Origin of the sequence: Sulfurimonas sp. NWX79 (assembly GCF_039667035.1) — a bacterium.
Lineage (GTDB): Bacteria > Campylobacterota > Campylobacteria > Campylobacterales > Sulfurimonadaceae > Sulfurimonas > Sulfurimonas indica.
On sequence record NZ_JALCZL010000011.1, the window covers coordinates 43,247 to 68,027 of the forward strand.

The window sequence follows — 24,781 nt, forward strand, 5'->3', positions numbered from 1 at the left end:
TAATATATAATGCCATTATGAGAGTAGCTATAGAAAATATTGAAGATAAAAGACTAAAAGTGTATCATGCACTGCGTGATAAAGGAATATTAAATGACGGGAGCTTTATTGCCGACTCGCCGAAGGTAGTGAATCTTCTTTTAGAAAAAACAGATATCAAGATAGAGAGCATTTTAGCTACACGTGAATATTTTGAAATGTATCAAGCATTGATAGGTTCACGTGAGGTTCCCTTACTTTATGAAGCAGGTAAAGAGCAGATGAGCAGGATCGTAGGACACAAGATCCACCATAACTGTATGATGCATGCAAAACGCCCGGTTGATGTTAATTTAGAGGAGTTGGATGATAATATTGTACTGCTTGATAACATCACATCGAGTGAGAATGTCGGAGCGATTGCACGGAGTATGGCAGCACTTGGCGTGAACTCTTTAATGCTTGGAAAAACCTCACCACATCCTTTTAACAGAAGAGCACTCCGTGTTTCGATGGGATATGCCGCAATGCTCAAGATTCATGTTTATGAAGATATAAAAGAGAGCATAAAAGCATTGAAAGAGTTAGGGTATACAATTTATGCGGCAGAGGTGACAGAGAATTCCCAGCCGCTCTTTTGTGTAAAAACAGCAGAGAAATGGGTGCTTATTATGGGTCATGAGGGTTTTGGAATAGCCGAAGATATTTTAGCGTTATGTGATGAAGTCGTAAATATTGAGATGCAAGAAGATGTAAAAAGTTTCAATGTTGCCATAGCAGCTTCAATAATGATGTATAATTTCAAAAAAAGATAAAATATGAATCTCTCAAAATTCTCAAAACTTCCCCTCACGCAAGCAATGCTTCAAAACCTTGATACACTTGATTATAAAATGATGACACCTATTCAGGCAGAGGCACTGCCTGCTGTTTTAGAAGGCAGGGATATCATGGCAGAAGCCAAAACAGGCAGTGGCAAGACAGCTGCTTTTGGTATTGGGCTTTTACATAATCTGGATGTGAAAAAATTTAGAGTGCAGGCTTTGGTGCTCTGTCCTACACGTGAGCTTGCAGACCAAGTGGCAAAAGAGCTGCGCCGTTTGGCACGATTTGCACATAATATCAAGATTTTGATGCTCACGGGTGGTGAGTCCTTTGGCAAACAGCTCGGTTCACTCTCTCATCAGGCACACATAGTTGTCGGAACTCCCGGACGTGTGCTCAAACACCTGAACAAAGAGAGTCTATCACTAGAAGATCTGAATACTTTTGTACTTGATGAGGCAGACAGAATGCTTGATATGGGCTTTATGGAAGAGGTAGAGTCGATAATGAAGTTTTTACCCCGATATCACCAGACACTTCTTTTTTCTGCTACTTATGATGATGCGGTTAAAGCAGTTGCACACAAACTTTTGGATAATGCGCTGCATATCAAAACAACAACAGAAGAAACTCCAAATGATATAGAGGAGCTTTTTTACAAAACTGATGATAAGCTGAGTACACTGATTAATCTGCTTGGCAGTACAAAGCCAAAAAATGTCATTATCTTTACCAATACAAAGTTCGAAGCAAAAGAGCTCTCAGAGAAACTTGTTACACGCAAGATAGATGCGCTTGCACTCCATGGGGATTTGGAACAGTATGAGAGAAATGATGTACTTGTACAGTTTGCAAACAGCTCAACACCTATCTTGGTGGCAACGGATGTTGCAGCTCGGGGACTTGATATCAAAGCACTCTCCATGGTAGTCAATTATGATCTGCCACATACAAAAGAGACCTATACACACCGTATAGGACGTACTGGACGTGCCGGTGCAAAAGGAGTTGCACTTACACTTTATGAGAACTTTGAAGAGGAAAAAGTAGCAGAGTATAAAGAGGAGGCAAAACGGCAGTTTCTTGATGCTAGTGATATAGAAGAAGTGGACTCTTTTGAGATGACGCCGGAGTTTGTAACGCTTGTGATTGAAGGCGGTAAGAAAGATAAACTGCGTGCTGGGGATATTTTAGGAGCGTTGAGTGGTGAAGCAGGGCTTGCAGGTAGTTCAATCGGTAAGATAGATATTTATGAGAGGCAAGCTTATGTAGCTGTGGCAAGTGATGATATTGATCGTGCATTTAAGTATTTAAAAAGTGGAAAAATTAAAAACCGTAAATTTTCGGTTTGGACATTATAAAAATCTATGAGGCAAAATGTGATACTTTAAGTTTTTTTATGTTGCTTGAATGATATAATAGTCTATAAGATCTAAGGATATCTTTTAGATTCCCTTATAAAAGGAGAGTCTGTGACAAGTTATAACACGGTATATACAAATGAAGCAGAGCTTCAAAGATTTATAGAACTTCATGAACTAGAAAAAGAAGAGAGGCTTTTTGTTCAGATATTCAGTGGTATTGTTGATGCAGAGTATTGTCTGGAATTAGCTGGAGTAGTTAAAGAAAGACTACCAAAAGCCAATATTATTGGTACTACAACAAGTGGTGAAATCTGTAATGGTGCAATGTATGATAATACGGTGACACTCTCATTTAGTATATTTAACAAGACATCCATAAAATCAAAACTCTATCAATTAGACAAGAATTTCCATCTTGAAGATATTCAAAAAGAGCTTTTAAGTGATAATACAAAGGCAATGATAATTTTTAGTGATGGGCTTAAAAGTGATGCAGAAACACTGCTAAAAGATATTTATAAGATGGCTCCTGACATTGTTATTGCAGGTGGTCGAGCAGCAGATAAAAGCTTCAAGCAAACATATGTTTTCACAGAAAAAGAGTATAGTGACAACGGTTGCGTTATAGCGACACTGAGTGGGGATGAACTTTTCGTTAATAGTGATTATATATTGAAATGGACTCCTATTGGCAAAGAGATGAGTGTTACAAAAGCAGACGGTTCTACTCTTTATGAACTTGATGGTATTGCGATTATTGATGTGTATAGAAAGTATCTTGGTGATGATGTTGTAAACAATCTTCCGGCTTCCTGTATGGCTTTTCCATTACTCTTAGATAAAGAGGGTGTTTTGGTGGCAAGGGATCCTGTCGCTGTTACAGAGAATCATGCTTTGATGTATGCAGGAAAATTTGATGTAGGGGATAGTGTTCGCTTTAGTTTTGCAAATATTGAAGAGTTGACAGATAATCTTTATGAATATTTTGAAAAGATTAAAACAAAAGCCGCCGAAGCTGTCTATATCTACTCTTGTGCCGCAAGAAAGGCACTGCTGGAAGATAAGCTGAGGGATGAGATAAATATTTTGGAATCACTTGCTCCTACGGTTGGTTTTTTCACATTTGGAGAGTATTTTCACGCAGGAAAAATAGCAGAGCTTTTAAATGTCACTACTACTTTTATGCTGCTTTCAGAGACTAAAAAGAGCTTAAAAGAGAAGAGGTTAATTACTGTAGATACGAAAGATTTTGACCCTATTAAAAAAGCTTTGACCCATCTTGTCAAAGTGACAACAAAAGAGTTGGAAAATCTCTCAACACATGATGCTTTAACCTCCCTTTATAATCGTAGTGAGTATTTGCAAACGATTAAAAGAAAGATAAAAAGCGCACAGCGCTATGGTAGTGAGTTTGGATTGATACTTGTTGATATAGATTTTTTTAAACTTGTTAATGATAATTATGGACATAAGATTGGTGATGAAGTTTTAAAAAGATTTGCCAAGGTTCTGCAGAAAAATGTAAGAGAGGATGATTTTGTAGCACGATGGGGTGGAGAAGAGTTCATTATTATTGCTAACTATACCAATAAAGAGGGGTTGGTGCACTTAGTTGAAAAATTGCAAAAGAAAATAGCTAAAGTTGTATTTTCACCTGTTCCAAAGATTACAGCATCATTTGGTTTGACAACATATAAAAAGGGAGATGACTATGAAGAGCTCTTTAAACGAGTGGATAATGCACTTTATATGGCGAAGCATAATGGAAGAGATCAGTATATAATCGGTTAATTTTTTATGATTTTTGTGCTATAATTTTTATATAGGCACAAAGGAGGATGATATGAAAGTGGCACAGTATACATTTCAATCTCCATATCCTAGCTCTATGCAGGTAGGGAGATTAGACCCTAATTCTGTAAAAGATGATAATACAAAAAATAGTTCGCAAGGCTTCAATGCCCAAAATGAAACAGTGCAAAAAGCCAAAATCGTGCAAGAATCACTCAAACAGGAAGTAAAACCGACTCTCAGTAGCAATCAACTTGATATCTATGCGTGAGATGTGGTAACAGCTTTTAACTCTTGAAGCATCCACTCCCACTGACCATAACCGCTGTCTGCATTTAAATGACCACCGTTTTGTATAACTTTCATAGGAATGTTTAGCTTTTTCTCTAAATCATTTGCCTCTTTTTGGGTCATATAAGGGTCATTTGTTGAGGTAATAAGCAGTGTTTCTTTGGCATAAAGATTTGGCGGTATATCTACAGGAAAAAATTCACTTAATTCTGTAATAGTGCAATTCAAACTAGGTGGTGCAACCAGGTAGAGTTTTTCTATTTCACGCAGCTCTTTTTTCGCACAAAGATGAAACCAAAGTGTATTTGCCAAAGAGTGACAGATAACAATGTCGGGTCTGAAATCTTGTAGTGCATCTTGAAGCTCACGCAACCAGATATCAAGTTTAGGATTGTCAAAATCCCAAAAACGCAAAAAATTTACACAGCCATAATCACGTGCCAATTCACCTGCAAGCCAGCTCTGCCAATGAGGAAAATCACTTCCTCCCCAACCATGAAGCAGTAAAATTTTTTTATACATGAGAAGATCCTTTATTTTGAGACTATTGTAAGAGATGGTTCACCAAAGAGGTATCCTTGGAACTCATCAATACCTAAACTTTCACAAACTGCAAGTACTTCTTTGGAGTGAATAAACTCTGCAATAACCTTGATATTAAGTGTATGGGCAAAAGATACAACTGTTTTTACTATATTGTAAGACTTGTCATCGTGATCTATATTTTTAATTAAAGAGCCATCTATCTTGATATAATCAGGCTCTAAATCTAAGAGATAAGAGAAGTTAGAGTAACCAGTCCCAAAATCGTCGATGGCAATTTTTGCATTATGTTTTTTTATGAGTGCAATAAATTTTTGAAGGTTTGGAAGATGATGAATATCTTCACTCTCTACAATTTCAAAGATGACACGAGAAGTATCTGAAAAATTTTCTAAATGATACTGGATAAAACCAAATGTTTCTTGGTTGATAAGGTCATCCCCTGATATATTTATCGAAAAGGAGAGTGTTGATGATTTAAACTCTTGAAAAGCTTGAGCGATAATACTACGTGTAATATATTTATAATACTTGGTTTTTTTAGCAATATCAATAAAACTGCTAGGTGATAATATTTCATGATTATATTGCATGCGTACAAGTGCTTCGTATTTAACAATCTCTTTTTGTTTATTAAGAATAGGCTGGTAATAGGCTATAAAATTATCATGATTAACAGCATCTTTAATTTTTTTAATCATTTTCAAATTTTGTATTTGTATATCTTCAGTATGAGTTTTTTCATTAAAAACACGTAAATCAACATAGCTTTTTTTAGCTTCTAGTAAAGCGATATTGGCATGTTCAAGTGCAGACTTTTGATTTAAAGATATTCCCGCATGCAGGGAAACATTAATTTCAAGATCTTTATCCTCAAAGTAAATTGTTTCATGCTCAAGGCTTTTAATAAGCTGTTGGATAATTTGAACAAACTTTTTTGCATTATATTCATAGTTGATAATGGCTATTTCATCACCACCAAGTCGATATATCTTAAGTTGTGTATTATCAAGATAGAATTTTATTTTTTGTGCCAAAACTTGTAAAACACGGTTCCCTATATCAACACCATAGGAGTCATTAATATCTCTAAATGATGCGACATCTAAAATTGCCAGATGAAAAGATGAGAATTTTTTCATATCTTCATAAAGGGCATTTCTATTTGGCAGAGTTGTTAGTGAGTCAACAAGATATAGTGTTTGGAGTTCTTTTGTTTTTATATCTATCTGTTCTTGCATTGAATTGTACAGTATATGAAGTTCATCAGCCATAATATTAAATGTGGCTGCTAACTCTCCTATTTCATCATTGGAAGCTATTTCAATTGGAGTAAACTCTTGTTTTGAAAAAGATCCAATAGCATTTTTTAAAGTATGTAAAGGGGAGATAATTTTACGTATAACAAGTAGACCGATAATAAGGGAGAGAATCAAAGCAGTCATAATAATTAAAAGGATGTTGTATAGCGTATCTTCTTTCATTTTTTGAATTGCGTTCGCAAGAACTTTGTCTGATTCATAAAGTGAAACAGTAGCCCCTATTGCTGCTATAGCTTTGAGATTGTTATCAGTAATGGGATAGGTTATATCAAGTAACTGTCCTCCATTTTTACCCTTTTCATATAAAAGTGTTGTTTTCTTATAAAGTATTGCATCAATATCTTCTTGATGAGAAGGTATCTGCAAATATTTTCTAACAGTACTGACGATAGGCTTAAAATGCCCATTTTCAGGATTTTGTACATGTAATGTTAAACGTTTTACATGAGGAAGTTTTTCTACTGTTTCATCAAAAAGCTTTTGAATAGTTTGTGTATCTTTAAGTTTGTTCTTTTCAAGAATAACAGCATTGAGGACTTTTACAAAGGAGGTAGTTTCTCTTTCTCTGTATGCTACAAGATAAGAGGAGTTTTTGTCTATTGTATAGATTAGCAATAGCGTTGAAAAGGAACCAATAAAAATAATAATTAGAATATATCCAAGTAAAAGTTTATGTAAAAGCTTCATTCTTTAGCCCAGTAGTTCTTTAAAGTTTTTGAGTGTATAGAGTCTTAGGTTTTCATTTTTGAGTGCTTTTAGCTCTTTTGAAAAACCTGTTTTAGCAACGATAACAAGCATATCGGCATCAATATTTGCTTTTTGTGCAAGTTCTGCAAGCTTTGAAAGTTCACTCTTTTTTATTTTGGAGTTTGTATATTTACATGAGCCGATTATACGCTTTTTGCCTTTTGTTTTCGCATAGATGTCGAGTGTAAGACCATCATTTTTCCAATACTCTGATATCTCCATAATGGAGTCATCTTTGAGTTTTTTTCGCAGAAGTGCGTGTGAGAGCTCTGTAAAAACAGGATGGGTAAACTCATTTTCGTAACTTTGCCAACGCTCTTTTACCTCTTTGTACTCTCCATCACGAATCCCTTTAAAAAGAGGTGATACAAAGGCAAACCAAAAACGTAAAAAGGGCAACGTAAAGCTAAATCTGTCATCTGCACCTTTAGAGCGTTTGAACCGAATAAGTCCACGCTCAAGAAGCGTCTCAACTGCTTTTTCTCCAACACTCTCTTCAACATGGGCACGTTTATAGACCGCATGAGCTTTACCATCACTCAGTGCAATAGCTGTGAGAATAGAGTGGTAAAGTGGTTGCCCATCTGTAAGTTCATTGATATCGTTACGAATGTAGGAGTAATCATCCAAAATAAGCTTCTCAATAAGCTCAAAAGATGGTTTGGAAGTATCGATTTCCCCCCAGGAAACACCTCCAAAGATGGCAAATTTCTCTACTGCATCTTCCATGCTTTTTGGTTTGTGTTCTTTGTAAAAGTTTTTGAATTGCTCTTGAAGAGTCTCTTTTTTTGATAGAATAGGGAAGCCTTTAAATAAATTATCTAATTATACACCATTACACAAATACTACACACTATTTCTATAAAATAGTTCCAATGTAACAAGTGTCACATAAATATTTCTTATTTTGTGTTACACTTGTTCAACTTAAAATCAAAGGATGAGAAGATGAAAAGATTAAATGTAGCAGCAATGCTTTTAGCAGCGGCTTTTTTTGTAGGATTTGGAACAACTGCGAGTGCAGAGGGCATGAAGTGTGGAGCTGGAAAATGTGGTTCTAAAATGGAAAAGCCGGTTAAGAAGATGAAGTGTGGTGCTAAAATGGATAAAGCAGAGGCGAAAAAGTGCGGCGATGCAAAAAAAGCAAAGAAAAAAGCTATGAAGTGCGGTGTCGGTAAATGTGGCGGTAACAAATAGAGTTATATTACTTCCCCTATTAGACTTCTTGCATAATTATAGATAAGCAAGAAGTCTATACCTTGCTTCTAAAAATCTTCTACACACTTCCTACACAAATAAAAGGTAGACTTATCTTTTATAAACGAAGGAGTTTATTATGAATATCAAAAAAATTTATTTAGAGTTTTCCCGTTTGAGCGAGTATCTGCAGTCTGTCAGTTTGTTACTAGCACGGCTTGTTGTTGCTTACGGATTTTACCAACCGGCTATGATGAAGTGGAGTGATATAGGCTCTGTTGCTGAATGGTTTGGCTCTATCGGTATACCTTTCCCAACGCTCAATGCTTATATGGCAGCAACTACAGAGATAACAGGTGTAGTACTTTTAACGTTTGGATTTTTGACACGTCTTATCTCCATTCCACTGATTGTTATTATGATAGTGGCTATTGTAACTGTACACCTTCCTAATGGTTTTGAGGCAGGTAATAACGGTTTTGAGATACCGCTTTACTATATGCTCTTTTTGATTATCTTTATAGCACACGGTGCGGGAAGATTTTCACTTGACAGAATTATCTTTGGAGAGAAAAGCTAAGTAGATGGAAGAGTTAGTAGAGTTTACACATAAGATAGGACATATCAATTTTCCCATTATGATGTTTTTGATGAAGGCATTTGTCATTCTCATTCTGGCTCTCTCTATTGTAATTTTTATCTATGATAGATATATTCAAAGAGAGAATCAACTGCTTATCAACTATCCGCTTATCGGAAGATTGCGCTATCTCTTTTATGCTTTGCGTAATCCAATGCGACAATATTTTGGAGATGAACAGTTCTATGACTCCTTTGATAAGGTTAAGTGGGTTTATGATTCAGCTGAGAGAAGATCTGCCTACGCTTCATTTTCCCCGGGACAACCGCAAAAGAGTGCACGACTTGCCATTAAAAATGCCAACTGTGTTTTAAATACCGAAGATGTCAGTAATAACTTTTCTGTTACTTTTGGAGAAAACTCTCCAAAGCCTTTTGTAACGCATTCTGTTTTTGGCAGAAGTGCTATGAGCGATGGTGCAATCTCACCTGAGGGAACACGAGCTTTTACAAAGGGAGCTTATCTTGGTAGATTTCCTATCAACACAGGAGAAGGCGGTTTTACTTCAAACTTTTTATACACTCATAAATATACAAGAGAGTGCAAATTTTTTGAGATATATGAGGGTACGTTTTTTGCCAAAAGTGTCTATAAAACTTTAAAATTTTTGCTTAACGGTGCAATAGCACAAAAAGTCTACAGACATATGGTAGTCCTCTGTGGTGCTGCTGACAGCTATCTTTTTGACAAAGAAGAGATACTTTTTTACAGAGTGGACTGGAGTGCACCTCTTGATGTTTTTCCTTCTGAAATCCCCGATGATATTCCTGATACTATTTTACAAATTGGAAGCGGTCTTTACGGTGTCAGAGATACTGATGGTAACTTTGATGAAGAGCGTTATAAAAAGACAATGCGTTTTTGCCGTATGACTGAGATAAAAATGGCACAGGGTGCTAAACAGACAGGTGGGAGACTTTTAGCAGAGAAGGTGAGTGAGGAGATAGCGTATTATCGTGGTGTAGAGGCACATAAAGATCTCTTCTCTCCAAATAAATTTCCCTTTGCAAACAGCTTGGAGGAGCTATTTGATTTTGTAGGCAGGCTCAAAAAACTCTCCGACAAACCTGTCGGTGTGAAAATTGTCATCTCATCCAAAGAGAACTTTGCAGAGTATGCAAGTCTCATTCAAAAAAGAGTGCAGCAGAACTCTGATGCCTATCCTGATTTTTTAACCATTGACGGTGGCGATGGCGGAAGTGGTGCAGCACCTTTAGAGATGATGATGAGTGTAGGTATGACAATAGCAAAAGCACTCTATATCGTTGAGAGTGCATTGCATGAGGCAGGTGTTAGAGAGAAGGTGAAAATTATTGCGAGTGAGAAAGTACTTACTCCGGATGATGCTATCGTACTCTTTGGGCTTGGTGCTGACTATGTAGCGATTGCAAGGGCTTTTATGATGAGTGCCGGATGTATACGAGCGCGTGAGTGTTCAGGTGCATATGGCCGATCCTGTCCTGTTGGACTTGCTACACAAGATAAGAAAAAACGTGCTTCTTTTTTAGTTGAGAAAAAAGCAAGAAACATTGCCTCATATCATGCACAGCTCTTAGCAGGAATACGACAGCTTTTAGCAGTTGTCGGTGTTGATGAACTTGCAAAACTTGACAAAAGCAAACTGATTTTTAAGGATCAGACCGGAAAGACCTATATGGATGTTGACTGTTATTTTGTAGAAGCACTTGTCGATTAATATTGCTGTAGGATGGTAAGTACACAGAAGATACACAAAACTTTTGTATAATTGAGTTAAGAAAAGAAAAAGGAGGATGTTATGTGTATTCCTTATGGAGTCATGAGCTCAAAAGATAACGGTTATGTAGAAACAAAACCGAAAAAACATATAAAAAAAGTCTCGCAGAGAGAGTTTGAAAAAGGTGATCCTGATTTTGTGGATGAGGGAATAGAAGCCTATACTCCAAAGAAAAAAGGTTCCTTCTTTGACAACCTTTTCTCGTAGAAGATTCTTACAATCGAGTTTTTTATTTGGTGCTCTGTTTTTGATGGACGGATGCTCTTTGTTTGGAGTAACTACACCTATCGAGACACTGAGAGTATTGCACCAAGACCTCTTTCCTAAAGCACAAGCACTTGGCATTGAAACAGCTTCATATATGACTGTTGTTTTTAACCATCCAAAAATTTCCAAAGCAGACAAAGACTTTATAAAAAACGGTATTAAGTGGCTTAATGAAGAGGCAATAATAGGATACAAGAAAGAGTATAAAAAGCTTTCATCCAAAGAGCGAGAAGCAATTTTGCAGATAATATCTAAAACAGAATGGGGAGAGAGCTTTTTGTATGATGTGATGGGTTATATGTTTGAAGCAATGCTTGGAGACCCTGTATATGGTGGGAACAATAAGCAAGCCGGTTGGGAATGGCTGAAGTTTACAGGTGGCCTGCCACGACCGAAGGAGCCTTACCTTGGTTGATGTGTGTATTATCGGCAGTGGTGCGGGAGCAGCACCAATTGCCTATGAGCTAAGTCTTGCTGGGTTTGAGGTTGTAGTACTTGAAAAAGGAAAAAATTATACCGAAGCTGATTTTAACAAGGATGAGCTTGCTGTCTCACGCAGAGATATCTTTACTCCAAAACTTGAAGATGAGTTTCATATCATCAATGAGTATCAAAAAGATGGTACATACAAACGTTATGATGGACGGGAGTATCATTGGAGTTTTTGGAATGGGAATATGGTTGGAGGTTCATCGAATCTGATGAGCGGTTATTTTCATCGTCTTAAGCCAAATGATTTTAAACTTCTTTCTACTTATGGTGCGATAGAAGGTGCCAATGTAGTGGATTGGCCGATATCATATGAAGATTTGGAACCTTACTATACAAAAGTAGAAAAGATTATCGGTGTGAGTGGAAGAGTTGTAAATCATTCTCAGCAGGAACCGCGCTCTAGTGTAGATTTTCCATATCTGGAACTTACTATCAATGGTGCAGTTAAATGGTTTGATGCGGCATGTGAGCAGCTTGGATTTGAATCGATACCGACACCGCGAGCCATTCTTTCTCAAAATGCTCTCTCACGTAATGGCTGTTACTACTCTAACTTTTGTGGCTCTTATGGTTGTGCAAGTGGAGCAAAGGGGAGTGCAAGGGCAGCACTGCTGCAGAAGTGTAAAGCGAGAATCATTACGGATGCTTTTGTCTATAAACTGGAGAGTGATGACAAAAGAGTAAGGAAAGCTTACTATAAAACAAGGTTGGGAGCTGTCCATGTCATACGAGCAAAGATCTTTGTTTTGGCAGCACAGGCGATAGAGAGCTCACGACTGCTACTGAACTCTACAAATAAGTTTTTCCCAAATGGTTTGGCAAATTCAAGCAAAGAGGTCGGGAAAAACCTTATTTTCTCTGCCGGGGGAAGCGGCAGTGGGCGTTTTGTATTTGAAAAGCTTACGCAAGCACAACAAAAAGAGCTGATGGAAGTGGGTGTTTTTTTTAACCGAAGTCTGCAACAGTGGTACGATTATAAAGATGGCAAGAGAAAGCAAAAAGGGGGAACTATAGATTTTCTCTTTGAGCATCAAAATATTATTTCTCGTGTCATGCGTGAGGTTTATGATAATCATGGCAATCTCATGTGGGGTGAGGCACTGGCTAAAAAAGTGCAAAAACGTCTTACTACTTCACGGGTACTAACCTTTGAGGTCTTTAATGACTGGTTGCCGACAGATAAGTGTTTTGTAAGTGTTGATAAGAAGGCAAAAGACAAGTATGGTGTGCCCGTTGGTGTGATTAATCTCTATGGACATCCACATGATTTAGAAGTCGGTGAATATTTGGCACAAAAGGCCGTAAAAGTACTGCGTGAGATGGGCGCTGTAGAGATAGATTATGATATCTCGGCTTCTCCACCTCCAAATTTGGTTGCAGGGGGATGCCGTTTCGGTAATGATGCAAAAAGTTCCGTTTTAGATAAAAACTGCAAAGCACATGACTTAGAGAACCTTTATGTTACAGATGCCTCTTTTATGCCAACAGGGGGAAGTGTCCCTTATACATGGACGATTTATGCGAACTCTTTTCGTGTAGCAGATGCCATAAAAAAAGTACTTGATGTAAAACAATAGCCCATTAATGAAAGAGGGAGTATAATTATTTTATGCAGAATAATTAAGGAATAGTTATGGCAACCGTACACTCTTATGGAGCGACTCAGGAAGTAACAGGCTCATGTCATCTTTTACAAATCGGTGATGTGAAAATCTTGATAGATTGCGGCATGTTTCAGGGCGAAGAGGAGGAGATGAATGAAAAACCCTTTGGTTTTGATGCCAAAGAGATTGACTACCTTCTTGTAACACATGCACACCTTGATCATGTCGGACGTATTCCAAAACTTGTCAAAGAGGGCTTTGGGGGCAAGATTTATGCTACTGCAGCAACGATGGAGTTAGCAGAGATTATTTTGCTGGACAGTGCAAAAATCATGAGTGAAGATTTTCAGACAAAGTATAGAAAAGCACTACGAAAAGGGAGAGAGACAAAACTCTCCAAACCTCTTTATGAACCACTTGATGTCGATAAAACTTTTAAGATGATAGAGTGGATTAATCCAGAATATGATGTCTATTATGAACTGTGTGAGGGTGTCAGCTTTATCTACCGAAATGCCGGACATATTTTGGGCTCTGCTTTTATAGAGCTCTCTTATATGGAGGATGAGGATTCGCATACGATTGTCTTTTCTGGTGATATTGGTAACAACAATCAACTTGTACTTCCGGATTTACAGAAGTGTAGTAAAACCGAAGCACTTTATGTAGAGACAACGTATGGAGACAGAGAACATCAGCCTATCTCTTTGACAATTGAGGAGTTTAAAGATGTAATAGTAAAGACCTTGGATTCTCACGGAAACGTTTTGATTCCCTCTTTTGCAGTGGAGAGGACACAAGAGCTGCTCTGTCTGTTACGTGAGATGTATAAGAGTGGTGAGTTGCCAAAGTGTAAAGTCTTTCTTGATTCTCCGATGGCAACACGAGCTACAGCAGTCTACAGAAACTATGCTCAGGAACTTACCAAACAGTGTCAGGAAAATGTTAAAGAGGATGGTACGGTTTTTAATTTTAACTCACTTGTCTATACCGAAACTCCGGAAGCTTCCAAAGGTATAAATGATATTAAAAGTAAAGCTATCATCATTGCCGGTAGTGGAATGTGTAACGGTGGACGGATTACACACCACTTTAAACATCGTATCTGGGATAAGAAAAATGCTGTTGTTTTTGTAGGTTTTCAAGCTGAGGGAACATTGGGACGAGAGATAGTAGAGGGTGCGCAGTGGATCAATGTATTTGGTGAAGATATTATTGTCAAAGCTTCTATTCATACCATTAACGGTTTTTCTGCCCACGCAGACCAAGATGGCATCATTAAATGGATTTCAAATATGAAAGAGCTTAAAAAAGTCTTTTTAGTCCATGGTGAAAAAGAGACCCAAAAAATATTTAAAAAAGTGCTCAAAGAGAAGTTGCAGCTTGATGCACATATTGTTGCCTATGGAGAGAAGATAATACTCTAGGTCTTACATACCACTCTCTCCACTACCACATTTACCGACACCACATTTCATTGCAGGTTTTGGTGCTTTCATGGCGGTTCCACATTTACCTTCTCCACACTTCAGTATCATTTTCTTTGTTTTTGGGTCTCTCACGCAGTCATAGGTTGCTTTTGTCGTTCTGGCTTGAAGTACACAATCTTTTCGAGGATCATCTTCTCTCATTTGCTTAAGAATATTTTTTTTCTTTTTAGCAAGTGCTGCATTCCCATCAAACATATTTGCACCACACTTTCCTGCACCACATTTCATACCGGGTGCTGTAGATTCCTTAGCACCTTTTTCATCACTGCATCCACTTAAAAGCAGAAGTAAAATAGAAATTGCCAGTAAGAATATTTTCATATTTTTCCTTTTAGAGTTTTGTATTTTTAAGACGTAAGGCATTGGCTATAACAGAAACAGAACTGAAACTCATAGCTGCCGCCGCAATAATAGGAGAGAGCACAATTCCAAAGAATGGATAAAGCACACCAGCGGCAACCGGTACTCCTAAACTGTTATAGATAAATGCGAAAAAGAGATTTTGTCGTATGTTTTTCATAGTAGCCCGAGAGAGCTTCAGTACTTTTACAATGCCTAACAGATCTCCTTTTATTAGGGTCACACCGGCACTCTCTATGGCAACATCCGTTCCAGTACCCATAGCAATGCCTACATCAGCTTGTGCAAGAGCCGGAGCATCATTGATACCATCACCTGCCATTGCCACAATGGCTCCTTTGGCCTGAAGCTCTTTAACGACTTCTGCTTTTTCGTCCGGTAGAACATTGGCATATATTTTGGAAATTGAGAGTTTTTTAGCTACTGCATTGGCAGTTGTTTCATTATCCCCACTAAGTATCACAACAGTGATACCTTCTTCTGTGAGTCTTTTCACGGCTTCAACAGAAGTCTCTTTTATCGGATCTTCAATGGCAAGAATAGCGGCATATTTACCGTTAATTGCCATAAATATAATTCCTTTTGCATCTCTTCGCATAGCATCAGCTGTTTCTTTAATCACTGCTATATCAATATTGTTCTCTTTTAAGAAGCTCTCGCTGCCAAGTAAAATTTTTTGTTCTTCTATTGTTGCTATAACTCCTTTTCCAGGTATTGCCTCAAAATCATTGACACTTATAAGAGAGATATTGGATTCCTTCGCAAAGTCAATAACAGACTGTGCAAGAGGGTGCTCACTCGCACGTTCAATGGAGGCTGCATATTGCAAAAGTATATCTTTTCCAAAATCATCAGTCACTATAAAATCAGTTACTTTTGGTTTCCCGAGTGTAAGCGTTCCTGTTTTATCGACAACCAAAGTATCAACTTTTTCCATTCTCTCCAAAGTTTTTGCATCTTTGATGAGGATTCCTGAAAGTGCCGCTCGACCGGTTCCAACCATGATGGAGATTGGAGTGGCAAGTCCAAGTGCACAGGGACAGGCAATAATTAAAACGGAAACAGCCGCAACTACAGCATAGGCGAGTTGTGGTGATGGCCCCCAGATAAACCATCCTATAAAAGCAAGAACTGCAGAGATTACAACTGCAGGAACAAAATATCCCGAGACTGTATCTGCAAGCTGTTGAATTGGTGCACGTGAACGTTGTGCTTGGGCAACCATTTGCACGATTTGAGCAAGCAAAGTATCACTTCCTACTTTTGTTGCTTCCATAATGAGTGTGCCATTTTTATTGATAGTAGCCCCTATAAGTGTATCTCCACTGGCTTTTTGTACCAACACAGGCTCACCTGTTATCATAGATTCATCAACATTACTCTGTCCCTCTATGACAATACCGTCAACGGGAATCTTCTCTCCTGGTTTCACACGAAGTTTGTCTTCGATATGAACAAGTTCAAGATTAACATCCTCCTCGTCGCCTTTTGCATTAATAATCCGATGAGCTTTCTTAGGAGCAAGGTTGAGGAGTTCTTTGATGGCTGTATTTGTTTTACTTCTTGCTCGCAGTTCTAAAACCTGCCCTAAAAGTACAAGAGTAGTAATTACTGCAGCTGCTTCAAAGTAAACATGTACCAAACCCTCTTTTGTTTGCATAAGTGGTGGGAAAATTGTTGGTAAAAATAGTGCAACAAGACTATAGATATAAGCAGCTCCTACCCCCATGGAGATTAATGTGAACATATTTAAGTTCCATGTTTTGATAGAGATATACCCTTTGACATAAAAAGGCCAGCCTCCCCATAAAACGACGGGTGTTGCAAGAAAAAACTCAATATACTGAATCATTTTGCCAGTAAGAAAGTCAGGAATATACTCTGGTGTGATATCATGAATCATAGCAAGTAAGAAAAGAGGTAATGATAAAAGCGTACTGATCCAAAAACGTCTACTCATATCATCAAGCTCATCGTTTTTTTCATCTACCTCCACAGTAATGGGCTCAAGAGTCATACCACAGATTGGGCAATTCCCAGGTTCATTGCGAATAATTTCAGGATGCATCGGGCATGTATAAGAGGTGTTGTCAATCTTACAGGAATCATCTACACAGTAGAGATTTTCTTTATCTTCATTTTTCATAACAGACCTCCAAGTCAGTGTTTTAGGTTTGCTTTTCTTCTTTTATACTCTTCTTCATTAATCTCACCATTGGCATATTTTTTATCAAGAATATCCTGTGCAGATTCTTCCTTTTCTCGTGTATTGCCAATGAGATAAAAGAGCCAAAAAATCAAAATAAGGGGAATTATCCAACCAAATCCCATACCAAATTCGAAACCATGCATAACAGCCTCCTTTTACCATGAGTTCATTAATGCACGTATTTTGTTGAAAATCTCTTGCATATGCTTTTGAAGTTCACCATCAATACTGCTTGCTTGTAAAATATTTTTAATACCGATAGTTGCCAGTACTGTCACTCCATTTTCATGATAAACAGAGAGTCTGCATGGTAGATAGACAGATATTTCAGAAAGTGCATTTAGGGCTGAGTGTGTTGCAACAGGATTATATAATTCATAGACTGTAATATCTCGTGTTATTTCAAAACCTTTGCTTTTGAGAATTTTTTTAAATTCATACTTTCCAAGCAGGTCAAAGCCCAATGTTTTTGCTTTTTCTGCAATCTGTGCTTTGACAGTTTCGAGAGGATAACTTGTTGTAGTTTTATAAATCATCATTTATCCTTTGACTAATTTATAAAATTATAGTGAGAGAGTGTGGTGAGTTTGTGTAAGTTTATTTTCCTTTTGCTACTTCAAACTTTCCAACTGCGCAGGAGACAAAGCTTTTTGCCTGTGCAGTAGTGTTTTCTACAAATCCAAGCGTCTCATCTGCCATAGGATATCCAAGAGATTTAAGCGCTTCACGTAGCGCAGGAACTTTAGTATCTTCTATCTCTAAACTTATCTCACGCGGCATCACTTCAAGATTGACTTCTATCTCACCAAATTCACTTTTAAGTTTTGTCGTAAGCGTGTTTGCACACCCTCCACATTTTACATTTTGAACTTTAAATATCTGTTTTTTCATTTTCAATCTCTTTTTTCATATAAATTTCATAGAGTATCGGAATTATAACCAAAGAGAGAACAGCTGAACTTACAACGCCTCCAAGCATAGGGGCAGCAATTCGCTGCATCACTTCACTTCCCACTCCGTGAGTATACATAATCGGTGCAAGACCTGCGAGGATTGCAAAAACTGTCATCAGTTTTGGTCGTACTCTTTGAACTGCACCTTCATAGATGGCTGCATTTAAGTCTTTAAGATTAAATGCAGAACCTCTTTTTTCTTTTAACTCATCCACACTCTCTTGGAGGTAGATTATCATCACTATTGCCGTCTCAGCTGCTACACCAAGTAGAGCCAAGAAACCGACAATAACAGCAATACTCATCGCAAAGTTAAGTATATCTATATAAATAAGCCCACCCAGCAGAGCAAACGGCAGCGTAAAAAAGACGATAAGGGTTGGTACGAGCTTTTTAAGCGCCATATAGATAAGCAAGAAAATCACGACTAAAACGGCAGGCACTATCCAGATGATACGCTGCATTGCAGAGTCTAAATATTCAGACTGTCCTGCCCACTCTATATAGTAACCTGGGTCAAATTTTATCTCGTTCATGAACTTTTGTGCACCTAGTTTATACTCTGTAGCGCTTACTCCCTCTTTTGGAGTAATGTAGATAAATGTTACAGGTTGAGCCATTTCACTTTTGATGACAGATGCACTCTGTCGGTATGCTACTTCTGCCAAAGAGCCAAGTGGTACAAAACCAAGCTTTGTTTTTACCTGGATATTTCGAATAGATTCCAGACTTCTTCGCTCATCCTCTTCAAGACGCAGAGAGATAGGATAACGCTCTAGTCCTTTATACATTGTAGATACTTTCATACCACCGATTGCAAGGGCTGTGTACTCAAGAAGAGTGTCTTTTGTAAGCTCATAGCGGGAGAGCTTCTCCTCATCTGGGATGATATCGATGTAATACCCTGCACTTGCCTGATCGGCAAAGACAGAGAGTGTTTTATCATACTGGCGCAGTTTCTCTTCTATCTTTTTACCAAACTTTTGCAGCCCTGACGCATCCATACCGTAGAGTTTTATCCCTATAGGTGTTCTGATACCACTGAGAAGCATATCAATACGCCCACGAATAGGGTAGGTCCATGAGTTTGTAAGTCCCGGAATCTGCAGGGCTTCTTCCATCTCCTCACGCAGCTCATCATAAGATTTTTTCTCTGGCCACTCACTTTGCGGTTTAAGCGTGATGATAGTCTCAAGCATACCAAGAGGTGCCGGGTCAGTTGCAGTCCCTGCACGTCCTGCTTTTCCAAAGACATTTTCAACTTCAGGAAAAGATTTTAAAATTTTGTCTGTTTTTTGTAAGAGTTGTTTACTCTGGTCAATACTGATACCATACGGAGTAACAGGCATATACATAAAAGTCTGCTCATTGAGCATCGGCATAAATTCCCATTTGAGACTTTTATAGAGCGGGTACATATAGCCAAGTGAGAGCAGTACTAAAACTATGACCAAATATTTGAGTTTGAGTCCATAGATGATGATGGGGTGATAGAGCCAGATAAAAAATCTGTTGAGTGGATTTTTAGACTCTGGCAATATACGCCCTTTGACAAAAAAGACCATAAGAACGGGAACTAGCGTGATAGAGAGGAATGCGCCCGCAGCCATAGCAAAGGTTTTTGTAAATGCAAGCGGTGTAAAGAGCAGTCCTTCTTGACCTGAGAGTGCAAAGATTGGTAAAAAAGAGACAACGATAAGTGCGAGTGCAAAAAAGATAGGACGACCTACAAGTTGTGATGATTTTAAAATGATTGCAATGCGTTCTTTATCCGTAGGCATCCTACCCTCTTTATGCTCAAACTTGTGCAGCATTTTGTGGGCATTTTCTATCATAACGATACTTGCATCCACCATCGCTCCGATGGCAATGGCAATACCGCCAAGACTCATGATGTTTGAGCCAATACCAAAGAGTTTCATCAGTAAAAAGGTAAAACCAACTGTAAGTGGTAGAACAATGATGACAATAAGTGAGGAGCGAAAGTGCATTAAAAAGAGACCGATAATGACAACAACAATGATACTCTCTTCGATAAGTGTATCTTTTAAGGTGTCTACAGCTTTGTCAATAAGCCCTGAACGGTCATATACAGTGATGACATCGACACCCTCAACTTTAAGTTCTTTCATTTTTTCTTGCACGCGTTTTATCATAGAGTAAACATCTTCGCCATAGCGTGCCATAACTATGCCGCCAACTACTTCACCTTCACCGTTTAAATCAGCTAGACCACGACGCGGTGCAGGTGTGAGTTCAACTCTAGCAATATCACCAAGCTTTACAGGAGTACCGCCTTTTGTTGTAACAACGAGAGCGCGGATATCATCAAGGTTTTTGATATAGCCTTTGGCTTGAACCATCCACTCATAACCATTTTGTATCACTATACGGCCACCGGTATCGTTATTGTTTTGTTTTAATACTTTGGCGATATCTTGAATGCTGAGGTTATAACGGACAAGATTGTCGTTATTGAGAGTAACTTGAAAGGTAGGAATAAATCCACCGATACTAGCAACTTCACTGACTCCATCTACACCCATTAGTGCATATTTGTAGTAATAGTCTTGAAGTGTTCGAAGCTCGGCTAGGTTTTTTGTTTTTGACGAGAGGGCATACTCATAGACCCAACCAACTCCACTTGCATCAGGACCAAGAGCTACATCCATATTTTTGGGTAGTTGTGACTGGATGGAAGCGAGTTGTTCAAGTACACGACTTCTTGCCCAGTAGAGGTCAGTTCCCTCTTTAAAAATGATGTAAATCAGCCCATTTTCATAGGTAGAGTATCCTCGAACAGTATCGATGTTGGCAATAGCCAAAAACTGTGCAACAAGCGGATAGGTCCCCTGATCTTCAACAATCTCCGGAGATTGACCCGCCCAGTTAATTTGCACGATTACCTGTGGAGGTGAGAGATCAGGTAAGGCATCAAGAGGCGTGTGCTTCATACTCCAGATGGAAGCTCCAACAAGTGCAAGGGCAGCAAGCAGAACGATAAATCTGTTTTTGATGCTAAGCGCTATGAGTTTTTCTATCATAATTCTTCCATATTTTTAGTTTTGAAAATTATAGTGAAAGTTTGTGGTGGGTTTGTGATAGAAAAAGATTAGCCCTTTTTTTATCTATATTGTTATACAATATTTTATGCAAAACAGTACAAAAAAGAGTATTTACTCCTGGGCACTTTATGATTGGGCAAACTCAGCATACGCGACAACAGTGATGGCTGGTTTTTTCCCTATCTTTTTTAAATCTTATTACAGTGCTGCAAATGATGTGACACTCAGCACGGCACAGCTTGGGTTTGCCAACTCGATTTCTAGTTTGATTATCGTCCTTATTGCTCCTTTACTTGGGGCCATTGCTGATGCGGGCTCACTGAAGAAACGATTTGTTTTTCTTTTTGCTTTTTTAGGTGTTTTGATGAGTGTATCCCTCTCTTTTGTGGACCAAGGAGAGTGGCAGATAGCGGCATTTATCTATATGATGGGCAATATCGGTTTTATGGGCTCAAATATATTTTATGATGCACTGCTGCCTTCTATCTCAAGTGAAAAAAATGTTGATTTTGTGTCAGGACTTGGGTTTGCACTTGGGTATCTTGGAGGGGGTGTTCTTTTTGCACTCAATGTTTTTATGGTGCAAGAGCCCTCTTTTTTTGGCTTTGCTAACAAAGCCGAGGCTATTCAAGCATCCTTTTTGAGTGTAGCGGTATGGTGGGCAATCTTCTCGATACCGCTTTTTCTTTTTGTAAAAGAGAAGCGCAAAGAGAAAAAGGCTAAAAAAGTACTTTTGATAGAGGGGTATAAAAGACTAAAAGATACATTTGCAAAGGTAAGAAGATTAAAAGGATTGTTTCTTTTTTTAGTTTCCTATTGGCTCTATATAGATGGAGTTGATACGATCATCCGCATGGCCGTTGATTACGGTATGGCACTTGGATTTGAGATCAGCAGCCTTATTATGGCACTGCTTATAGTGCAGTTTATCGGGTTTCCCGCTACGCTTTTAGTGGCAAAACTTGCAGATATGTGGGATACGAAAAAGGTAATCTTTCTCTCAATAGCTGTCTATATCGGCATTATAATTTTTGCATCTTTAATGGAAGATGTCTCAGAGTTTTATATACTGGCAGTTATGATTGCTCTGGTTCAAGGTGGCATACAGGCAATGAGCCGCTCTTTTTATACAAGAATGATTCCTCATGCATATGCAGCGGAGTTTTTTGGTTTTTATGATCTTATAGGAAAATTTGCTGTTATTTTAGGACCGCTGCTTATCGCTTTTGTGGCACTCTTTACACAAAACTCACGTGCTTCCATTGCTTCTGTCTCTATTCTTTTTATTTCAGGTGCAATCCTCCTCTTTTTTGTAGATGAAGAGAAAGTCAAACAGGATGTAAATGAGGCATTAGAATCCTAAGGCTATAGATAGTTATTTATTTTTCATAATTAGACATGTAAACCTAATTTTTATTATAAAAAATGGACTTGTAAGTCTAATTATGATATTATGAGAGTTAAACATGGAGAGTAACAATGCTTGAAGAATTAAGAGATTACCAGAGAAAACTGTTTAAGAGGGTAGATTTTAAATACAAAAGATATTTTCATACTCTTAATTTAGATAAAAAACTTGTAGGTATTCTTGGTGCAAGGGGTGTTGGAAAGACAACATTTCTTATTCAGTATCTTAAAGAGCTGGATTTGCCCTTTAGTAAAAAACTCTATATCAGTGCAGATATTATTACCATTCCATCCCTTTATGAAGTTGCAGAGGCTTTCTCAAAAGAGGAAGGGGAAGTGCTTATCATTGATGAAATTCACAAGTATAAAGATTTTGAGATAGAGCTCAAGAAAATTTACGATATTTTGGATTTAAAAGTCATTTTCAGTGGCAGTTGTGCCTTAAAACTTGACAATGCAAAAGCGGATCTCAGCAGGCGTGCGATTGTGTACGATGTAGATGGGATGAGTTTTCGAGAGTTTGTGGAGTTCTCCAAAGACATACTCTTTCCGACATTTACTCTTGGTGATATAGTAAAAAACCATCAAGATATAGCATACGAACTTTTAGAAAAATTCAACCTTACACTTTTGTTTCAAGAGTATATAAAACAGGGCTACTACCCTTTTTATTTTGAAGACAAGGAAGATTATCTCATTAAGCTCAATGAGACAATAAATACTGTTATAGAAGTAGATATACCATCGGTTTTTCCTATAGAGTACGACAGTATCAATAATTTGAAAAAATTGGTAAGACTCATTTGTGAATCGCATCCCTACACTCCAAACCTAAAAGAGCTTCTTGCCAAAATGAATATGCACGATAACTATAAAGGTCTGTACAGATTTTTAGAGTATCTTCACAGAGCAAAGGTTTTTCATATTATTAGAGCAAAAACAAAGGGTGATGCCATTTTTACCAAACCGCAAAAAATTTATCTCAACAATACAAATCTGCATTTTGCCTATTGTGATGCTTTTCATACGGGAACAGGCAGAGAAGTATTTTTCGCAAGTATGTTAAAAGTAAAACATTCTCTTGAAATACCTAAAAAAGGAGATTTTTTAGTGGATGAAGCTTACACTTTTGAAGTTGGCGGGAAAAGTAAAGGCTACAAACAGATTAAAGATATAGAAAACTCTTTTGTAGTCGCTGATGATATCGAGATAGGAAGCGGAAATAAAATTCCACTTTGGTTGTTTGGATTTTTGTATTGATGAATATTATAAAAGAAGTGAGGTCTTATGTATAGGGTAGCAGATTTTTTTTGTGGTGGTGGTGGTGGATTTTCAGAGGGTTTTAAACTAGCAGGTTTTGAGATTGTCTTTGCAGTTGATCGATGGAAGCCTGCAGTAATCACGCATGAAGCTAATCATCCTAAGGCACATACTTATTTAGGTGATGTTGTTGCAATAGCAAATTTACCAGATAAAGAATTTAATACTCTTATTCCAGATACAGAAGTAATTATTGGGTCTCCACCATGTACCTCTTTTTCCAATTCTAATAAATCAGGTAAAGCAGATAAATCTTTAGGTATACAGCTAATTGAAGCTTATTTGAAAATTATTGCAAGGAAGCTTTTGAAACAAGATTCGATTTTAAAATATTGGATTCTTGAAAATGTTCCAAACGTTGAAGGTTATATCAAAGGTTTTTATACTTTTAGAGAGTTAGGAATAGAAGAAGATGGAGTTTTACAAGTAAAATATCCGTCTTCTAAAGTATATAATGCAAAATATTTTGGCGTTGCATCAAATAGGAAAAGATACTTTTGTGGAAAATTTCCTGAACCAACTCCATTGATAACAGATGAAAAAGAAACTATCTCTGTTGAAAAGATTTTGAAAAATTTAGGAAAACCCAAGTAAAAAATGAATCAATTTGAGTGTAGCTGTTGCCAAGTGCATAGAGTGAAAGTATTTTTTCTTCTATTTCACCTGTCATAGTCCGTTGATTTTTCTTGACTATCTCAGGCTCAAAGCTACCATTTCTGTCTCTTGGAACATCAAGTTCAAACTCTCCATGTTCACTTTTCATAGTTTTAGTAGCATAGCCATTTTTACGGTTTTTACTAATATCTTGTGCAAGGTGAGAATCTATTTCAGCTGCAAGTGCAGCTTCTGTAAGTTGTTTTATGAGAGAACCTAATGCTCCATCTTTACCACCAATACTTTTACCTGCTTTAATATCACGAGCAAATTGCTCTACATCTATTTCTATATTCATTTCTGTGTCCTTGAGTACTTGTTATTTTACCCGATTGACACAGATTTTTGAACGGTCTCAGATTGGATGAAGGAAGTTGATAAATATGACTTAATTAAAAAAACGGGTGCTTAAAACACCTCTTAAAGTATGGTATATTGGGAGTAAACAAAGGTTTATTTACAAATGATTGTAAAAAAGCTCTAAAATATGTATAAATTGTCAATC

Annotated in this window: 24 protein-coding genes; 14 read left to right on the forward strand and 10 right to left on the reverse strand. The window is 37.6% G+C overall.

Annotated features, from left to right (window positions below; translation table 11 throughout):
• The first annotated feature begins 17 nt into the window (after positions 1 to 17).
• From MNY27_RS06345 to MNY27_RS06360, 4 genes are all read left to right on the forward strand, one after another.
• Positions 18 to 794 carry a TrmH family RNA methyltransferase gene (locus MNY27_RS06345; RefSeq protein ID WP_188109467.1) on the forward strand — a complete coding sequence of 259 codons (777 nt, stop codon included), beginning with the start codon at positions 18 to 20 and terminating at the stop codon, positions 792 to 794.
• 3 nt (positions 795 to 797) lie between these two features.
• Positions 798 to 2,165, forward strand: a complete 1,368-nt coding sequence (dbpA, locus tag MNY27_RS06350) for an ATP-dependent RNA helicase DbpA (RefSeq protein WP_346392011.1) — start codon at positions 798 to 800, stop codon at positions 2,163 to 2,165.
• 111 nt (positions 2,166 to 2,276) lie between these two features.
• A complete protein-coding gene (locus tag MNY27_RS06355; RefSeq protein WP_152184084.1) occupies positions 2,277 to 3,959 on the forward strand; it encodes a diguanylate cyclase in 1,683 nt (560 codons plus the stop codon).
• 52 nt (positions 3,960 to 4,011) lie between these two features.
• The gene (locus tag MNY27_RS06360; RefSeq protein WP_346392012.1) at positions 4,012 to 4,230 is read left to right on the forward strand and encodes a hypothetical protein; all 219 of its coding nucleotides are present in this window, start codon (positions 4,012 to 4,014) and stop codon (positions 4,228 to 4,230) included.
• Here MNY27_RS06360 and MNY27_RS06365 read toward each other — a convergent pair.
• Genes MNY27_RS06365 through MNY27_RS06375 form a run of 3 tightly spaced genes read right to left on the reverse strand, consistent with a single transcriptional unit; the run spans position 4,221 to position 7,591 of the window.
• Positions 4,221 to 4,772, reverse strand: a complete 552-nt coding sequence (locus tag MNY27_RS06365; RefSeq protein WP_152184082.1) for an alpha/beta hydrolase — start codon at positions 4,770 to 4,772, stop codon at positions 4,221 to 4,223. The genes MNY27_RS06360 and MNY27_RS06365 overlap by 10 nt on opposite strands.
• An 11-nt stretch (positions 4,773 to 4,783) precedes the next feature.
• Positions 4,784 to 6,802: an EAL domain-containing protein gene (locus tag MNY27_RS06370; protein ID WP_346392013.1), complete on the reverse strand. Its 2,019-nt coding sequence runs from the start codon at positions 6,800 to 6,802 to the stop codon at positions 4,784 to 4,786.
• Between the two features lie 3 nt (positions 6,803 to 6,805).
• Complete coding sequence (locus tag MNY27_RS06375; RefSeq protein WP_346392014.1) at positions 6,806 to 7,591, reverse strand: DUF234 domain-containing protein; 786 nt, start codon at positions 7,589 to 7,591, stop codon at positions 6,806 to 6,808.
• A 219-nt stretch (positions 7,592 to 7,810) separates the two neighbouring features.
• Here MNY27_RS06375 and MNY27_RS06380 point away from each other — a divergent pair, with 219 nt between their 5' ends.
• The 7 genes from MNY27_RS06380 (at position 7,811) to MNY27_RS06410 (ending at position 14,245) form a co-directional block, all read left to right on the forward strand.
• Positions 7,811 to 8,059 carry a hypothetical protein gene (locus tag MNY27_RS06380; RefSeq protein WP_152184079.1) on the forward strand — a complete coding sequence of 83 codons (249 nt, stop codon included), beginning with the start codon at positions 7,811 to 7,813 and terminating at the stop codon, positions 8,057 to 8,059.
• Positions 8,060 to 8,198: 139 nt separating this feature from the next.
• Positions 8,199 to 8,639, forward strand: coding sequence for a DoxX family protein (locus MNY27_RS06385; protein WP_346392015.1), 441 nt, complete (start codon positions 8,199 to 8,201; stop codon positions 8,637 to 8,639).
• 4 nt (positions 8,640 to 8,643) lie between these two features.
• Entirely contained in the window at positions 8,644 to 10,395 is a 1,752-nt protein-coding gene (locus MNY27_RS06390; protein ID WP_152184077.1) for an FMN-binding glutamate synthase family protein, read from the forward strand.
• 81 nt (positions 10,396 to 10,476) lie between these two features.
• The gene (locus tag MNY27_RS06395; protein WP_152184076.1) at positions 10,477 to 10,662 is read left to right on the forward strand and encodes a hypothetical protein; all 186 of its coding nucleotides are present in this window, start codon (positions 10,477 to 10,479) and stop codon (positions 10,660 to 10,662) included.
• Positions 10,643 to 11,137 (forward strand): gluconate 2-dehydrogenase subunit 3 family protein, encoded by a 495-nt coding sequence (locus tag MNY27_RS06400; protein WP_152184075.1) that lies wholly within the window; start codon positions 10,643 to 10,645, stop codon positions 11,135 to 11,137. The genes MNY27_RS06395 and MNY27_RS06400 overlap by 20 nt, the downstream gene beginning before the upstream one ends.
• Positions 11,130 to 12,791 (forward strand): GMC family oxidoreductase, encoded by a 1,662-nt coding sequence (locus MNY27_RS06405; RefSeq protein ID WP_152184074.1) that lies wholly within the window; start codon positions 11,130 to 11,132, stop codon positions 12,789 to 12,791. The genes MNY27_RS06400 and MNY27_RS06405 overlap by 8 nt, the downstream gene beginning before the upstream one ends.
• Before the next feature lie 56 nt (positions 12,792 to 12,847).
• Positions 12,848 to 14,245 carry an MBL fold metallo-hydrolase gene (locus MNY27_RS06410; RefSeq protein ID WP_346392016.1) on the forward strand — a complete coding sequence of 466 codons (1,398 nt, stop codon included), beginning with the start codon at positions 12,848 to 12,850 and terminating at the stop codon, positions 14,243 to 14,245.
• 3 nt (positions 14,246 to 14,248) lie between these two features.
• Here MNY27_RS06410 and MNY27_RS06415 read toward each other — a convergent pair whose 3' ends face one another.
• The 6 genes from MNY27_RS06415 to MNY27_RS06440 form a co-directional block, all read right to left on the reverse strand.
• Positions 14,249 to 14,629, reverse strand: coding sequence for a hypothetical protein (locus MNY27_RS06415; RefSeq protein WP_346392017.1), 381 nt, complete (start codon positions 14,627 to 14,629; stop codon positions 14,249 to 14,251).
• 10 nt (positions 14,630 to 14,639) lie between these two features.
• The gene (locus tag MNY27_RS06420) at positions 14,640 to 16,736 is read right to left on the reverse strand and encodes a copper-translocating P-type ATPase (protein WP_346392020.1); all 2,097 of its coding nucleotides are present in this window, start codon (positions 16,734 to 16,736) and stop codon (positions 14,640 to 14,642) included.
• Between the two features lie 92 nt (positions 16,737 to 16,828).
• A complete protein-coding gene (locus tag MNY27_RS06425; protein WP_152184071.1) occupies positions 16,829 to 17,020 on the reverse strand; it encodes an SHOCT domain-containing protein in 192 nt (63 codons plus the stop codon).
• Between the two features lie 12 nt (positions 17,021 to 17,032).
• Positions 17,033 to 17,416 carry a DUF302 domain-containing protein gene (locus tag MNY27_RS06430; protein ID WP_346392018.1) on the reverse strand — a complete coding sequence of 128 codons (384 nt, stop codon included), beginning with the start codon at positions 17,414 to 17,416 and terminating at the stop codon, positions 17,033 to 17,035.
• Positions 17,417 to 17,474: 58 nt separating this feature from the next.
• Entirely contained in the window at positions 17,475 to 17,768 is a 294-nt protein-coding gene (locus MNY27_RS06435) for a heavy-metal-associated domain-containing protein (protein ID WP_152184069.1), read from the reverse strand.
• Positions 17,749 to 20,874 carry a CusA/CzcA family heavy metal efflux RND transporter gene (locus tag MNY27_RS06440; RefSeq protein ID WP_346392019.1) on the reverse strand — a complete coding sequence of 1,042 codons (3,126 nt, stop codon included), beginning with the start codon at positions 20,872 to 20,874 and terminating at the stop codon, positions 17,749 to 17,751. Before MNY27_RS06440 ends, MNY27_RS06435 begins: the two co-directional genes overlap by 20 nt.
• A gap of 106 nt (positions 20,875 to 20,980) precedes the next feature.
• Here MNY27_RS06440 and MNY27_RS06445 point away from each other — a divergent pair, with 106 nt between their 5' ends.
• From MNY27_RS06445 to MNY27_RS06455, 3 genes are all read left to right on the forward strand, one after another.
• Positions 20,981 to 22,258: an MFS transporter gene (locus MNY27_RS06445; protein WP_152184067.1), complete on the forward strand. Its 1,278-nt coding sequence runs from the start codon at positions 20,981 to 20,983 to the stop codon at positions 22,256 to 22,258.
• A gap of 116 nt (positions 22,259 to 22,374) precedes the next feature.
• Complete coding sequence (locus MNY27_RS06450; protein ID WP_152184066.1) at positions 22,375 to 23,562, forward strand: AAA family ATPase; 1,188 nt, start codon at positions 22,375 to 22,377, stop codon at positions 23,560 to 23,562.
• A gap of 27 nt (positions 23,563 to 23,589) precedes the next feature.
• Complete coding sequence (locus MNY27_RS06455; RefSeq protein WP_152184065.1) at positions 23,590 to 24,216, forward strand: DNA cytosine methyltransferase; 627 nt, start codon at positions 23,590 to 23,592, stop codon at positions 24,214 to 24,216.
• On the opposite strand, the gene MNY27_RS06460 is transcribed toward MNY27_RS06455, so the two are convergent.
• On the reverse strand, positions 24,170 to 24,574 hold the full coding sequence (locus MNY27_RS06460) for a transposase (protein WP_246153831.1): 405 nt from the start codon (positions 24,572 to 24,574) through the stop codon (positions 24,170 to 24,172). The two genes, MNY27_RS06455 and MNY27_RS06460, sit on opposite strands and share 47 nt — an antisense overlap.
• Between the last annotated feature and the right edge of the window lie 207 nt (positions 24,575 to 24,781).

What these genes read in the sequence shown, in the direction of transcription:
- MNY27_RS06345 (WP_188109467.1), top strand. Translation starts at nt 18, where the DNA reads ATGAGAGTAGCTATAGAAAATATTGAAGATAAAAGACTAAAAGTGTAT.
- dbpA (WP_346392011.1), top strand. Translation starts at nt 798, where the DNA reads ATGAATCTCTCAAAATTCTCAAAACTTCCCCTCACGCAAGCAATGCTT.
- MNY27_RS06360 (WP_346392012.1), top strand. Translation starts at nt 4,012, where the DNA reads ATGAAAGTGGCACAGTATACATTTCAATCTCCATATCCTAGCTCTATG.
- MNY27_RS06365 (WP_152184082.1), bottom strand. Translation starts at nt 4,772, where the DNA reads ATGTATAAAAAAATTTTACTGCTTCATGGTTGGGGAGGAAGTGATTTT.
- MNY27_RS06370 (WP_346392013.1), bottom strand. Translation starts at nt 6,802, where the DNA reads ATGAAGCTTTTACATAAACTTTTACTTGGATATATTCTAATTATTATT.
- MNY27_RS06375 (WP_346392014.1), bottom strand. Translation starts at nt 7,591, where the DNA reads ATGGAAGATGCAGTAGAGAAATTTGCCATCTTTGGAGGTGTTTCCTGG.
- MNY27_RS06380 (WP_152184079.1), top strand. Translation starts at nt 7,811, where the DNA reads ATGAAAAGATTAAATGTAGCAGCAATGCTTTTAGCAGCGGCTTTTTTT.
- MNY27_RS06385 (WP_346392015.1), top strand. Translation starts at nt 8,199, where the DNA reads ATGAATATCAAAAAAATTTATTTAGAGTTTTCCCGTTTGAGCGAGTAT.
- MNY27_RS06390 (WP_152184077.1), top strand. Translation starts at nt 8,644, where the DNA reads ATGGAAGAGTTAGTAGAGTTTACACATAAGATAGGACATATCAATTTT.
- MNY27_RS06395 (WP_152184076.1), top strand. Translation starts at nt 10,477, where the DNA reads ATGTGTATTCCTTATGGAGTCATGAGCTCAAAAGATAACGGTTATGTA.
- MNY27_RS06410 (WP_346392016.1), top strand. Translation starts at nt 12,848, where the DNA reads ATGGCAACCGTACACTCTTATGGAGCGACTCAGGAAGTAACAGGCTCA.
- MNY27_RS06415 (WP_346392017.1), bottom strand. Translation starts at nt 14,629, where the DNA reads ATGAAAATATTCTTACTGGCAATTTCTATTTTACTTCTGCTTTTAAGT.
- MNY27_RS06420 (WP_346392020.1), bottom strand. Translation starts at nt 16,736, where the DNA reads ATGCATCCTGAAATTATTCGCAATGAACCTGGGAATTGCCCAATCTGT.
- MNY27_RS06425 (WP_152184071.1), bottom strand. Translation starts at nt 17,020, where the DNA reads ATGCATGGTTTCGAATTTGGTATGGGATTTGGTTGGATAATTCCCCTT.
- MNY27_RS06430 (WP_346392018.1), bottom strand. Translation starts at nt 17,416, where the DNA reads ATGATGATTTATAAAACTACAACAAGTTATCCTCTCGAAACTGTCAAA.
- MNY27_RS06435 (WP_152184069.1), bottom strand. Translation starts at nt 17,768, where the DNA reads ATGAAAAAACAGATATTTAAAGTTCAAAATGTAAAATGTGGAGGGTGT.
- MNY27_RS06440 (WP_346392019.1), bottom strand. Translation starts at nt 20,874, where the DNA reads ATGATAGAAAAACTCATAGCGCTTAGCATCAAAAACAGATTTATCGTT.
- MNY27_RS06445 (WP_152184067.1), top strand. Translation starts at nt 20,981, where the DNA reads ATGCAAAACAGTACAAAAAAGAGTATTTACTCCTGGGCACTTTATGAT.
- MNY27_RS06450 (WP_152184066.1), top strand. Translation starts at nt 22,375, where the DNA reads ATGCTTGAAGAATTAAGAGATTACCAGAGAAAACTGTTTAAGAGGGTA.
- MNY27_RS06455 (WP_152184065.1), top strand. Translation starts at nt 23,590, where the DNA reads ATGTATAGGGTAGCAGATTTTTTTTGTGGTGGTGGTGGTGGATTTTCA.
- MNY27_RS06460 (WP_246153831.1), bottom strand. Translation starts at nt 24,574, where the DNA reads ATGAATATAGAAATAGATGTAGAGCAATTTGCTCGTGATATTAAAGCA.